Source organism: Methanobrevibacter thaueri (assembly GCF_015062915.1).
Classification (GTDB): Archaea; Methanobacteriota; Methanobacteria; order Methanobacteriales; family Methanobacteriaceae; genus Methanocatella; species Methanocatella thaueri_B.
This window is the reverse complement of the sequence record NZ_SUTJ01000003.1, coordinates 21,065-34,044: the sequence shown is the minus strand read 5'-3', so window position 1 is coordinate 34,044 and position 12,980 is coordinate 21,065. Positions and strand designations below refer to the sequence as shown.

10 protein-coding genes are annotated in these 12,980 nt (G+C 38.8%); 8 read left to right on the top strand and 2 right to left on the bottom strand.

Annotation, left to right across the window (positions count from 1 at the left end; all coding sequences use genetic code 11):
- Nucleotides 1-8: 8 nt before the first annotated feature.
- The gene (locus tag E7Z78_RS02675) at nt 9-428 is read right to left on the bottom strand and encodes a hypothetical protein (protein ID WP_303723634.1); all 420 of its coding nucleotides are present in this window, start codon (nt 426-428) and stop codon (nt 9-11) included.
- A 119-nt stretch (nt 429-547) separates the two neighbouring features.
- Between E7Z78_RS02675 and E7Z78_RS02670 the strand changes: the two genes are divergently transcribed.
- The 5 genes from E7Z78_RS02670 to E7Z78_RS02650 all read left to right on the top strand — a co-directional run bounded on the left by E7Z78_RS02670 (nt 548) and on the right by E7Z78_RS02650 (nt 5,365).
- The gene (locus E7Z78_RS02670) at nt 548-2,551 is read left to right on the top strand and encodes a minichromosome maintenance protein MCM (RefSeq protein WP_303723633.1); all 2,004 of its coding nucleotides are present in this window, start codon (nt 548-550) and stop codon (nt 2,549-2,551) included.
- Nucleotides 2,552-2,696: 145 nt separating this feature from the next.
- The gene (locus tag E7Z78_RS02665; RefSeq protein ID WP_067040760.1) at nt 2,697-3,104 is read left to right on the top strand and encodes a translation initiation factor IF-2 subunit beta; all 408 of its coding nucleotides are present in this window, start codon (nt 2,697-2,699) and stop codon (nt 3,102-3,104) included.
- Between the two features lie 33 nt (nt 3,105-3,137).
- Nucleotides 3,138-4,181, top strand: coding sequence for a 60S ribosomal export protein NMD3 (locus E7Z78_RS02660; RefSeq protein WP_303723632.1), 1,044 nt, complete (start codon nt 3,138-3,140; stop codon nt 4,179-4,181).
- Nucleotides 4,182-4,189: 8 nt separating this feature from the next.
- Nucleotides 4,190-5,152, top strand: a complete 963-nt coding sequence (locus tag E7Z78_RS02655) for a tyrosine--tRNA ligase (RefSeq protein WP_303723631.1) — start codon at nt 4,190-4,192, stop codon at nt 5,150-5,152.
- Complete coding sequence (locus E7Z78_RS02650; RefSeq protein WP_303723630.1) at nt 5,153-5,365, top strand: hypothetical protein; 213 nt, start codon at nt 5,153-5,155, stop codon at nt 5,363-5,365.
- Between the two features lie 33 nt (nt 5,366-5,398).
- Here the strand turns inward: E7Z78_RS02650 and tmk are convergent, their stop codons facing one another.
- Nucleotides 5,399-5,977, bottom strand: coding sequence for a dTMP kinase (gene tmk, locus E7Z78_RS02645; protein WP_303723628.1), 579 nt, complete (start codon nt 5,975-5,977; stop codon nt 5,399-5,401).
- Between the two features lie 81 nt (nt 5,978-6,058).
- Between tmk and E7Z78_RS02640 the strand changes: the two genes are divergently transcribed.
- The 3 genes from E7Z78_RS02640 (at nt 6,059) to E7Z78_RS02630 (ending at nt 12,967) form a co-directional block, all read left to right on the top strand.
- The gene (locus E7Z78_RS02640; RefSeq protein ID WP_303723627.1) at nt 6,059-8,560 is read left to right on the top strand and encodes a U32 family peptidase; all 2,502 of its coding nucleotides are present in this window, start codon (nt 6,059-6,061) and stop codon (nt 8,558-8,560) included.
- Entirely contained in the window at nt 8,547-10,961 is a 2,415-nt protein-coding gene (locus E7Z78_RS02635) for a U32 family peptidase (RefSeq protein ID WP_303723626.1), read from the top strand. Before E7Z78_RS02640 ends, E7Z78_RS02635 begins: the two co-directional genes overlap by 14 nt.
- 80 nt (nt 10,962-11,041) lie before the next feature.
- On the top strand, nt 11,042-12,967 hold the full coding sequence (locus E7Z78_RS02630) for a helix-hairpin-helix domain-containing protein (protein WP_303723625.1): 1,926 nt from the start codon (nt 11,042-11,044) through the stop codon (nt 12,965-12,967).
- The last annotated feature ends 13 nt before the right edge of the window (nt 12,968-12,980 follow it).

The window sequence follows — 12,980 nt, the reverse complement described above, 5'->3', positions numbered from 1 at the left end:
AGTAAAATTTAAAGTGAATTGTATGCATCACTAGCGGTTTTTAATTCTTCTTTTGCAAATTCAATCCTGCTGTCAACCTCATTAGATGGCTTACCTGCATCCAAAGCACTCTTGACATTTTGAATAGCCGAATCCGCCCGTGCCAACTCTAATTTCGCATCATTGTAAACTTGAACATCATCAGCGCCACCGGCATAATATGTGGCCTTGACACTATCAAACTTCACAGACAGATTGTCATATGATGCCTGTAGCTCTGCAAGCTCATCATATTGGGTTCCAGATGAGATTTCATTTGTAATTCCTGAAGAGACAATACTATAACTCACATAAGCAACAACAAGGATTGTTGCGATAATCATAATAATTCCAACGACAGAAATCATCATAGAAGTAGATTTGAATATGCTTAATCTAGATTTTCTCATATTAACCTCAATTAATTAAATTTTCTAATACTATTTTATTAACCTTAGTATATATAATTGTTACTTTCCAAATGCTCTTTCACAATATATTTTAAGTATGAAAAATTAATATTATGACAATGAACTCTACTAATAAAACACAAACATCAACCGCAAAATTCGAAGAATTTTTTGCAACATCATATAAGGATGATGTATTCAAAATCCTTGAAAAATACCCTGATGAACGGTCACTTAATGTAAATTACCAATCATTGGAAATGTTTGATCCAGACCTTGCGGACTTGCTTATTGAGAAACCTGAAGAGGTTATTGAAGCCGCTCAAATTGCGATTAAAAACATTGACCCATTGGTTAAGGATGCTGACATCAACATTCGTTTTGAGAACATGAGCAACATAGTTGCCCTGAAGGACCTGTTAAGTAAATATATCGGAACATTTGTTGCAGCTGACGGTATTGTGAGAAAGACTGATGAGATTCGACCACGTATTGAAACCGGTGTTTTTGAATGTAGAGGATGTATGAGATTACACGAGGTCGAGCAAACTTCAGGAAATCACATAGTAGAGCCGTCATTATGTAGTGAATGTGGTGGAAGGTCATTCAGACTGCTCCAGGAGGAATCAAAATACATTGATACACAAACCGCCAGGATGCAGGAGCCTTTGGAAAACCTATCCGGAGGAACCGAGCCTAAGCAGATGCTCATGATTCTGGAAGATGATTTGGTGGACAAGTTAAATCCGGGAGACAAGGTGAGAATTACAGGTACTTTGAAAACCTTCCGTGAGGAAAGAAGCGGTAAATTCAAGAATTACATTTACGTTAATCATATTGAACCTTTGGAACAGGAATTTGAGGAATTGCATCTTTCAGAAGAGGATGAGGAAAAAATCATTGAACTGTCACAGGACCCTCATATCTATGACAAGATCATTGCATCAACCGCTCCATCAATCAAAGGATACCGTGACGTTAAGGAAGCTATTGCACTCCAGCTGTTCGGAGGGGCTGCAAAGCAGCTTGAAGATGAAACCAAACTGAGAGGAGACATTCACATTCTCATTGTCGGGGACCCTGGTATCGGTAAGTCCCAGATATTGAAATACGTATCAAGGCTCGCTCCAAGAAGTATCTATACAAGTGGTAAAGGTACAAGTGGTGCCGGTTTGACTGCAGCAGCAGTTAGGGATGAGCTTGGTGGATGGTCTCTGGAAGCAGGTGCATTGGTTCTTGGGGACCAGGGAAACGTGTGTGTCGACGAGCTGGACAAGATGAGGTCAGAAGACCGTTCCGCGCTTCACGAAGCATTGGAACAACAGACTGTAAGTATTGCGAAAGCAGGAATCATGGCAACATTGAACTCAAGATGTTCCGTTCTTGCAGCTGCAAACCCTAAATTCGGTAGGTTCGACCGTTACAAAGTTCTTGCAGAGCAGATTGACTTGCCTGCACCGATCATTTCTCGTTTCGATTTGATTTTCGTTATTGAGGATATTCCAAGCACTGAAAGAGATTCAGAACTGGCTGACCATATTCTGAAAACTCACCAGTACAATACCATCGAATATGAAATCGAGCCTGATTTGCTGAGAAAATACATTGCATATGCACGTAAGAACGTCAATCCTCAATTGACCGATGAGGCAAATGAAGTCCTTAAAGAGTTTTATGTAAGCACAAGGAACAGTGATCCTGAAGATCAAGGTGCCGTTCCAATCACTGCAAGGCAATTGGAAGCTATCATTCGTCTTTCAGAAGCAAGTGCTAAGATTAAGCTTAAGGACTATGTTGAAAAAGAGGACGCTGAGAAGGCTGTCAGACTGCAAAGGGCTTGTCTTGAAGATGTTGGAATTGACCCTGAAACCGGTAAAATCGATGTTGGTGCTCTCGGTGAGGGAACCGTTAAAACCGACAGGGACAAGATCCAAAGAGTTACCGAAGAGATTAAACTCCTTGAAGAGGAATATGCAGGTAACGCTCCAATGAACGTATTGCTTTCAAACATGAGCGAAAAGTACAACCTAAGCGAAGACAAAACCGAGGAAATTGTCAGAAAGCTTGTTCAGAAAGGAGCTATCTACGAGCCTCAAACAGGATATTACAGAAGTTTAATGTAACTTCATTCGGGGAAATAACCACCCCCACTAATTTTTCTTTTTTTAATTTCTAAACAAAAAACATCACACATTAACAATACATTAATAAATGATTAAAACTAAATTTAATATATTATACTTATACTGATTTTATGGAGAGATAATTATGGATAAATATGAAGATTTATTAGAAAGAGCAATAGACCAATTACCTCCTGAAGTATTTGAACACAAAAGATTCAAAATTCCTAAAGCTTATTCAGACATCCAAGGTAATAGAACATTCATTAAAAACTTTAAAGATGTTGCAGAAGGTTTAAACAGAGACCCTCAACATTTATTAAAATTCTTAATGAGAGAGTTAGGTACTGCAGGAAACATTGAAGGTCAAAGAGCAATCTTGCAAGGTAAATTTACACACTACTTAATCAATGAAAGAATTGAAGATTATGTAGACAAATACGTTATTTGTCACGAATGTAACAGACCAGATACTAGAATTATCAGAGAAGGTAGAATATTCTTACTTAAATGTGCTGCATGCGGTGCTACAGCACCTTTAAAATCATTATAATTTTACCTTTTTACTTATTTTTTTACTGATACCATGTTTTGTCCAGAGTGCGGAAGTACAGATAAAGAGATGGTAGGAGACATCTGCATAGACTGTTTTTTAAAAGAATTCCAGATGATTGAACTGCCGAAAAGAATTGAAGTCAAAATCTGTAGCCACTGCAATAGCAGGCTTGAGGAAGGGAAATGGACTGAAGAATTCATTCCCGAAGAAGAGATTATCTACCGTGCACTGGAAAGAAACGTTAAAGTGGCTGATGAAGTTTCAAATGAACATATCACTCTTGGAATTGAACAAATCAAAGGCACAATAGCAGAATGTTCCGTTGAAGCTGTTGGAGAGGTTCATGGAGCTGAAATTGATGAGGCACATGAATGTGAAGTTAAAATACTTAAAACAGTTTGTCCAACATGCAGTAAAATCCAATCCGGATATTACGAGTCAGTCATCCAGTTCAGGGCTGACAATCGTGAAATAAAATCAGAGGAATATGAAAAGGCAGATGAGATTGTTGAGAGAACTTTGATAAAGCAATCCAAAAAAGACAAGCTCGCATATTGTCCTCAAATAGCAAGGCTCAAAGAAGGTCGTGACTACTATATCGGTTCATTTAAATCCGGAAAGAAAGTTGCTGAAGCTTTAACCGAAGACTTTGGAGGAGTCGTTAAGGAATCTCCAAGGCTTATAAGTGAAGATAAGTCCACTGGAAAGGGATTGTACCGTATCTGGATTTCAGTCAGAATCCCTGAGTTTGAAGTTAATGATTTCATAAGGTATGAAGATAAAATCATGAGAGTGAAAAGCATCGGCAAAAGCAGTGTTGTTGGCCAGGAGATAACCAATGATAAAAAGCACAATATCCCAATGAAGAATATGGAGGATATTGAACTTATTAAAAAGGAATCCGAAATTGAAACAACAACAATAATCTCAAAATCACCGAGCATCATACAGATTTTGGATCCTGCCGATTATTCCGCAGTTGACCTGGAGATGAAAGAGGAATTCGCTGATTATAATATCGGTGATGAAATAAAGCTTATTAAAATTGACAATTACATTTATTTATTAGACTAAGTGATAGAATGAACATTGAAGAGAAAATTCAATTAATCGAACAAGGAACCCTGGAAGTTATAGACACAGAAGAATTGAAAGACATTCTTGAAAAAGACCAGCCTATAGCTTACACCGGTTATGAACCATCTGGTAAAATCCATTTGGGACATGCTGTAACCGTACAGAAACTAAAACAATTGCAAAAACTTGGTTTTAAAATCAAAATCCTTTTAGCGGATTACCATGCATTCTTAAATGGAAAAGGAACCGTTGAGGAAATTGCAGAAACTGCAGAATACAACAAGAAATGTTTCCAGGCATTGGGCCTTGATGAAACAACCGAATATGTTTTAGGTTCCTCATTCCAATTAGATCCAGATTACACTGACAAGGTTTATAAATTGGCTACAATGACCACCTTGAAAAGGGCAAGGAGAAGTATGGATCAGGTAAGCCGTGCAGATGACAACCCTAAAGTGGCTAGCGTAATCTACCCAATCATGCAGACCGTCGACATGGCTGCTCTTGAAGTGGACATTGCACTTGGAGGAATGGAACAGAGGAAAATCCAGATGCTTGCACGTGAAAACCTTGAAAAAATCGGTGAAAACGTTCCTGTATGTATTCACACTCCTTTATTGCATGGTCTTGACGGTGATGCAAAGATGTCATCAAGCAAAGGAAACTACATTGCAGTGGATGACAGCGTTGAGGAAATCAGCAAAAAAATCAACAAGAGTTACTGTCCTCAAGGGGAAGTTGAAGGCAATCCAATGATTGAAATTGCAGAAACCTTCGTTTATCCAAATCAAGATACTTTACTTATTAAAAGGCCTGAAAAATTCGGTGGAGACATTGAATTGACTCATGATGAGTTAATCAAGGACTTCAGTGAAGGCAACTTACACCCAATGGATTTGAAAAATGGAATTAAAGACTTCTTGATTGAATTCTTTGAGCCTGTAAGAAAATACATGGAGGAGAATTAAATGGTTGAGGAAAAAGAAGAGTTCGAAATGGGCATACCTAACGGTGTTGGCGAACAGATGCTTGCCCATGCCTTTGAAAAATTCGACATCAAATTGGAACACGGAGAGTTTGGCCCTAAAATTATTGGGGAATACGATGAGCTTGTCAAAGCTAGGGAATTTTTAGAAAACGCAATCCGTGACAGATTAAAAGAATTACAAGGAAATGAATAATTTCCTTTCACTTATTTTTTTAGAAAAAAAAGATTATAAAATGCAATCAGGACATATTCCTAGATATGGCGCAACTGCTTTTTTAATATCTGATGAAACCTTATTGACACCCCTGTTTGCGTCAATGATTTCATGAGTGTAATTATCAACTAATTTTAAATAATTGTCTTTAACACGAGTTAAAAACTCCACATTTTCAAAAGTGTCATCACCAGACGCTCTGGCCACTGATGTTTTAACATCCAAATCCATCAATATTAACAGATCCGGTTTTTTAGCGTACCTGTTAAGCTGCTCCACCCAGTCGACAGGTTCCTGATAGGCTAAAGATGAAATGAATGACCTGTCGGAAATGAATATTTTAGAGTCATCCTTAAGTTTATCCATTATGAACATCCTGTCGGCTGCAAAAAGAAGAGCCAAAATCTTTTGAACCTCATCAGTTTCTGCATCAGGCCTTTGTAAAATCTCACGAATCAATTTGCCAACCACTGAATCGGTCGGCTCGACCAAAGTCTCCACCCTAAATCCATTGGCTTCGAGCCATTCCTTCAACATTTGGATTTGAGTTGATTTTCCAGCTCCATCAATTCCTTCAAACACTATGTACATAAGATAGAATATGTTTTAATTTAATATATAATTAATTACAAAAACTTAAATGAATAAATCAAAACAAGGTGTAGTTATAAAATGGTTTTAGAAGAATTATTAGCCCCTGCAGGCTCTTATGATGTGTTGGTGGTTGCAGTCAACGCAGGTGCCGATGCGGTTTATATTGCAGGCCAGCAATACGGTGCCCGAGCATATGCCAAGAACTTCACAATGGAGGAGATTGAAAAGGCAGTCAACTACGCTCACATGAACGGCAGCAAGGTTCATGTAACCGTGAACACACTGGTAAACAATTTTGAAATTGTCGATGTCTTGAAGTACCTTTTCAAATTGTACCAGATTGGAGTGGATGCAGTAATCGTACAGGATTTCGGACTGATCTGGCTTTTGAAGACATTCATACCAGATTTGGAGGTTCATGCATCAACACAGATGGGTTTGAACAATTACTCATCATTCAAATGGGCAAGCAGGAACAATATCAAAAGGGTTGTTCTTCCAAGAGAAGTCAATATCCATCAAATCAAGCAGACACATGACCAGCTTGAAAAGGACAATATCGACATGGACATTGAAGTGTTCGGCCACGGAGCATTGTGTTACTGCGTAAGCGGAAAATGCTACATGTCATCATACAACAGTGGAAGAAGCGGAAACCGTGGAGCCTGCGCACAGCCATGCAGAAGAGAATATCGTTTAAAGTACAGAGGATACAATATCGGAAACGGATATCTCCTATCCACTCATGACCTTGCGACTTATAACCATCTGACTGAGATTTCAGATGCAGGAGTCAAATCCCTAAAGCTTGAGGGAAGGATGAAATCCAAGGATTATATCGGAACCATCGTGAACAGCTACAGAAACATCATTGACGGCAATCCTGGCGACTATAAGAAAGACTTGCACCTTGTTTTCAACCGCCAGTTCACCGACGGATACATGATGGGAGACAAACCTGGTGAAGTGATGGGAAGAGGCCATTCCGGACACGAAGGTTTATATATAGGAGATATTGTTGACATTGACGGCACCAAAGTCACAATTGAGGTTAAAAACCATGAGATTCCAGTCATCCTTGAGCCTGGTGACGGAATAGCGTTCAAATATAACGGAAAAATCAAGGGAATATACCTTGAAAATATCATAAAGCAGGATGAAAACGAAATCATTATAGACACCACACGTCTTGTTAAGGTCGGAACTGAAGTGTTCATCAGCTATTCCAAGTCAACACATGAATACCTGAAGCAATTTGAAAAGGAAACAATCAAAAGCAATGTTCCAGTTAACCTGTCATTGACTTGGGATGAGAATCTGAACCTCTTTACAAAAGTGGAGTTCCATGTTGATGATGAGCTGATCAACTTCCGCCACAAGACCTTGGATAAATTCGAAAAGGCTAAAAACAAGCCATTGACCGAGGAGACTCTGGAAAAGCAGCTGAGCAAGACTGGTGGAACACCATTCTACATGGACAATATCCGCTTCAACAACATGCCGAAAGACATTTTCATACCTATTCGTGAAATAAACCAGATCAGGCGCGAGATACTTGACACTGCTACCGAAATGTTGATGAATCATTACACTCCAACCAAAAAGGCAGTAAAACAGGTCAGGAAGGACTTGACCAAATTCTTTGAGGATTATGAAGGAAATGCAGGTAAGATTAAAAAGAAAACTCCTAAACTGTCAATATTCATTGACGACCTTGCGCAAATCAGGGCCGCATCAGGATTTGATTTGAAACGTATTTATTTTGACGGAAACTGTCATTACAACAACTCTGAGGATTACTATGCTAACATAAAGGAGACCTTGAAGCAGGGAAGCCTTATGGCATCTCCAACCGAGTTTGTTTGGGTATTGTCCTCATTCATATCAGAAGAGGATGCTGTAAGATGCAATGAGATTGTCAAGGAGCTTGAAAATGAGGGAATAATCATTTCAGTCATGGGCGACTTCCCTGGAATGAGTGAAATCTTCGACTGTCCGATTTACGGAAACCATAACCTGAACGTTTGGAACAGCTTCTGTGTGCGTGACATGAACGAGGCAGGATTCAAGTCATTGATCTTATCCTCCGAGCTTTCAGGAGCTGAAATCAAGGAACTTGTCAGCAAGAACCATGACCGCAACATCGACCTTGAGATGATTGTGAACGGAAACCTTGAGGTTATTGTCAGCAAGGACGATTTCACCAATCTCAATGACGGAAATGACTTCATTATTTCAAATGATGCTGATTATGCGATTCTGGAAGACAAGAAAAGGAAGAAGTTCAAGTATAAGGTGTTCTTTGACTACAACAGGCAAAGCCACATCATCAACAAGGATTGCCTGTGCCTGATTGAGGAGATGAATGAAATCAAGGAGTTCGGATTGGATAATCTTATCGTGGACTGCAGATACTCAAATGAGCAGTACACATCACAAATCCTATCCATATACAATGAAAGTCTTCAAAACAAGGACGATGAAGAACTGACAAAGTACAAGTACCAGATTATGGATTTCTCACAATCCTACATCAACAAGGGCAATTTCATTGAGGGCAGATTGCATGAGAATTCCTGAATTGCTGGCTCCAGTCGGGTCAATGGACCATTTGAAGGTTGCAATCAATGCCGGCGCCAGTGCGGTTTACCTGTCCGGAAAGAATTATGGGGCAAGGAAGTTCGCTGAAAACTTCACCTTAGATGAGATTCGCGAGGCAGTAAACATTGCACACATGCATAACGTGAAGGTTTACGTTACCGTGAACACCATAATCAAGGAAAGGGAACTTGAAAGCGTCATAAACTATCTGGCAAATCTACATGCAATAGGCGTTGATGCCGTTTTGATTCAGGATTTGGGACTGGTTGAACTGATTAACGAATACCTTCCTGATTTAAAGATCCATGCCTCAACACAAATGACCCTTGAAAACCAGTTGAAACTTGACTATATTGAAAGCAAGGGTGTGAAAAGGGTTGTTCTTCCACGTGAAATGAGAAAAGAGGAAATTGAAAATCTGAACACTAATATGGAGCTTGAAGTGTTTGCCCATGGAGCATTATGCTATTCATATTCCGGACAGTGTCTTATGAGCAGTTTCAAGGGCGGAAGAAGCGGCAACAGAGGAACCTGTGCACAGCCATGCCGTCAGAAATATAAAATAAAAGGAATCAAGAAGCATGATTACTACTTATCCCCTTGCGATTTGAGCCTGTTCAATCGATTGAAGGAAATAGCTGAGCTTAATGTTCACTGCATTAAGATTGAAGGAAGAATGAGAAGCAAGGAATACCTGGCAATTGTCGTGAGCAATTATAGGAAGGCATTGAACAAGCTTAAAAGCGGAAAAACCTCGAAAAGTGAGGAAATCAGCCTTGCATTCAACAGGGGATTCAGTGAAGGGCAGTTCATGAACACATCCAAAAGAAGCCTGAGGTCCGGGCATATCGGTTTGAAGATAGGAAGAGTCATCAAAAGCAGCAGAAACCAGATTGCAATAAGACTGAACGATTCTATAACCACAATACCTGAAAAGGGTGACGGATTGCTTATAGTCAAGAACAATAACGATTACGGATTGGAAATATCACAGCCACCAGTCATAACCACACTGAACCATTTCAATAAGGGCAAGAACAAGGTCGTGAAGGATTTCACAAGACCGAACAAGGTCATGATTGTCAAGAAGGTTTGGCAGAACAAGAAAAGCGATTTCAATCTGAATGAATCTGATGTGTATCTCACCAAAAGGAACAGCCACACCCGAAAGGTAAAGGAAATCGAGAATAGTGGCGAAAGTTATGTCAAGTCCAAATTGATACTGACATTCTCTCTTAAAAACAAGTATCCTAAGCTTAAGGGAAGATTGACACTTGCAAACAGGAAAGTCATTGAATGTGAGGTTACAGGAGACACACAGTTTGAAAAGCCTCTCAAAAGAAGCGTTGATGTCGATACCGTCAAAAAGCAGCTTGGTAAAATCGACAATTACCCTTATGACATCACTCAGATTAATGTCAATTATGACGGAACACTCTTCATTCCTATAAGCAAGCTCAATGAGCTTAGAAGAAGCCTGTTTGAAAAGCTTGAAAACGAGGTTATCAATTCATATTCACATAAACTCAAAAAAGTAACATTGACACCTGCTGAAAACGACAACAGTGAGGAAAATGTCAATTTCTCATTCTATACAAATAACCTGAAACATCTCAAGAATCTTGAAGGCGTCAAGAGGGTTTATCTGGAGATTCCACCAAAGGACGATTCCCTGATTCTTGAGGATGAGAAGTACAACATCAACTACATGGTCAATTTCCTTAAGGAAGCGGTTGAACTTTCTATCGGCAAGGATTACGAGTTAATCTGGAAATGGCCGGACATCACCCATGACAAATTGATTAGGGCATTGAACAAGGTTCGTGGAATACTTAACAGAATGCACTGCTCACTTCCGATAATGAGCGCAAGTTTCAATGGGGAATACGGACCATATTCAATGAATATTGCAAACAACTATTCAATCAATAGCCTTGAAGGATATAAGATTGTCACATTGTCCGTGGAGCTTAATGAAAACGATTATGAGGACATCATCTCTCATTGCAGCAATCCCCAAAAGGTAGAAATGCTGGTTCAGGGATCTGTTGAACTGATGAAGACAAGATACAGCCTGTTATATGGCAATGAGACCAGAAGGTATGAGAATTACCTGATTGACAGGAACAACAATCATTATCCTATTCATAAAAGCATTTCAAATGAAGAGCTGATTATTTTTAATGACAGTGAACTTTCACTACTTGATAAAATAAACCATCTAAGAGACGCTGGTTTTATGAATTTCTCAATAGACGGCCGATACAAGGACGATGATTACTATAGAATAATAGATGTGTATAAAGAAGCATTGAACGGAAACATCAGCAAAAAGGAACTTGAAAAGTACAGTCCTAAAAATACCATTGCCAATTACTGATATTACTTTCCAAATGCTCTCGGCAAAATTAGAATATATAAATAAAAGATATATTATTTCTACAAAAAGGGTTTGGTAAAATGAAAGGGGAAAGAATAACATTGCAAAACATTAAAGGAATAGGGAATAAAATCTCTGAAAAAATACTCAATAGCGTTGGAGGCGAAGAAGAACTCCAAAAGATAGTTGACAATGTCGATGTTGAAAAGATATCAGCAGTTGACGGCATCAGCCAAAGGAAGGCTATTGAAATAATGAACCAGTTATTGAACAATCCTGATTATGAGTTTATTAAAAGCGACCGTGCAATGGAACTCTATGAGGACATCATTAACAAGATTTTATCATATTCCAACACCTCATACTCAAAGAATAGAATTTTGCTGCTTTCTCCATCCAAAGACATTGACAAGATCAATGAAAAACTAGATTTTGTAATGAATGCCAAGGAGCATGTCTCACAACTTCCAATCATCAAATTGAGAGGTTTGATGAAAAACCTGAAGGAAGTTGAAGAAGCCAAACCCGAATATGACCCAAGCAAAGTCATTCTTGTTGAAAGTGCCGAAGACAATTCATACCTGACCGATTTGGGACTGAACCAATACTACCCAATCATTACTGCAAGCGATTCCCCTCTTCTTCAGGAGGAGATGAGGAATTATGATTTGGTGTTCTACGTCTATTCCCAGGGAGTTCTTGATTTTGAGGGAATGCCGAATGTCATCATAATCAGCATTGATGAGAGAGATTATGAAATTGTTCCGGAAAAGATAATCAATTTCTTTATCCAGAATAAGGACCTCTTCTCAAGAGTCCATGAAATTCAAAAGATCAGGAATAGGGAAAGTGTATTGGGCGAGATAATTCCAATCATTGATGAGTTGAATATCATTGATAAAAGGGAGGTCGATATTGAAGACCTTGTCCTTTCACTTAAAGATGAGATGGATGATGAGTTGGAAAAATCAATCAAACAGGTTGACCTTGAAGGAGATGAAATTCTCAACCTGTTAAACAATAACTTCCCTCCAAAAATCAGTAAAATATTTGACGACATTATCAATAAAAGGAAGGAAATCATCAGGGAAAAAACCGGCATGAGTTTTGACCCATACCTCAGGACATATCCTATCCAGATTGATGAAACAGAAATCGAAAGGGTGACCCTTCAGCAATCCTCCAAAAAGGAGAATGACATATTCGACATAAAGAGGAATGCTGCAATAGAATTGAACTCCATAAAGGAAAGGGCAATCGAAGAGGTCAAAGATGCCATCAGATTCGACTATGAGTTCAGCTTAGGCAGTTTTGCATATGAGTATGGCTTGTGCAGACCACAATTCGGCGAGGAGATAAAGTTGACAGGAGCTCTGCACCTCGAATTGGCACTTAAAAAGGACAAGGATTATGTTCAAAAGGTGGATTACCAATTGACAAAAGACGAGAACATAGCTCTCCTTACAGGTGCAAACAGCGGGGGTAAAACCACACTTCTGGAAACCTTGACTCAGATATCACTCATGGCACAGATGGGACTTCCTGTAAGTGCAGACAAGGCCGAAATAAAAATATTTGATGAAGTGTATCACTTCTCAAAGAAAAGATCCCTTGATGCAGGTGCATTCGAATCATTCTTAAACGTGTTCATACCAATCGTCACCACAGATAGTGAAAAGTTAGTATTACTAGATGAACTCGAAGGAATCACCGAACTCGATGCAGCAGTTAAAATCATATCAACATTTATTGACATGATTAAAGAAACCAATTCTTATGGTGTTATTGTCACTCATATGGCAAGGGAACTTATGAATTACACCGATATTCGTGTGGACGGTATTGAAGCGAAAGGATTGGATGAAAACTACAATCTTATCGTTGACAGAACCCCTAAAATGAATTTCCTTGCAAAAAGTACACCCGAATTAATTTTAAAAAGAATATATGAAAAATCAGATGATGATTTGAAAGCTGTATATGCTAGGATTTTAGAAAAATTCTAAAAAAACATATACT

Coding starts and splice junctions, on each gene's coding strand:
- E7Z78_RS02650 (WP_303723630.1), top strand. CDS start 5,153: ATGGTTGAGGAAAAAGAAGAGTTCGAAATGGGCATACCTAACGGTGTT.
- E7Z78_RS02635 (WP_303723626.1), top strand. CDS start 8,547: ATGAGAATTCCTGAATTGCTGGCTCCAGTCGGGTCAATGGACCATTTG.
- E7Z78_RS02655 (WP_303723631.1), top strand. CDS start 4,190: ATGAACATTGAAGAGAAAATTCAATTAATCGAACAAGGAACCCTGGAA.
- E7Z78_RS02640 (WP_303723627.1), top strand. CDS start 6,059: ATGGTTTTAGAAGAATTATTAGCCCCTGCAGGCTCTTATGATGTGTTG.
- tmk (WP_303723628.1), bottom strand. CDS start 5,977: ATGTACATAGTGTTTGAAGGAATTGATGGAGCTGGAAAATCAACTCAA.
- E7Z78_RS02665 (WP_067040760.1), top strand. CDS start 2,697: ATGGATAAATATGAAGATTTATTAGAAAGAGCAATAGACCAATTACCT.
- E7Z78_RS02670 (WP_303723633.1), top strand. CDS start 548: ATGAACTCTACTAATAAAACACAAACATCAACCGCAAAATTCGAAGAA.
- E7Z78_RS02660 (WP_303723632.1), top strand. CDS start 3,138: ATGTTTTGTCCAGAGTGCGGAAGTACAGATAAAGAGATGGTAGGAGAC.
- E7Z78_RS02630 (WP_303723625.1), top strand. CDS start 11,042: ATGAAAGGGGAAAGAATAACATTGCAAAACATTAAAGGAATAGGGAAT.
- E7Z78_RS02675 (WP_303723634.1), bottom strand. CDS start 428: ATGAGAAAATCTAGATTAAGCATATTCAAATCTACTTCTATGATGATT.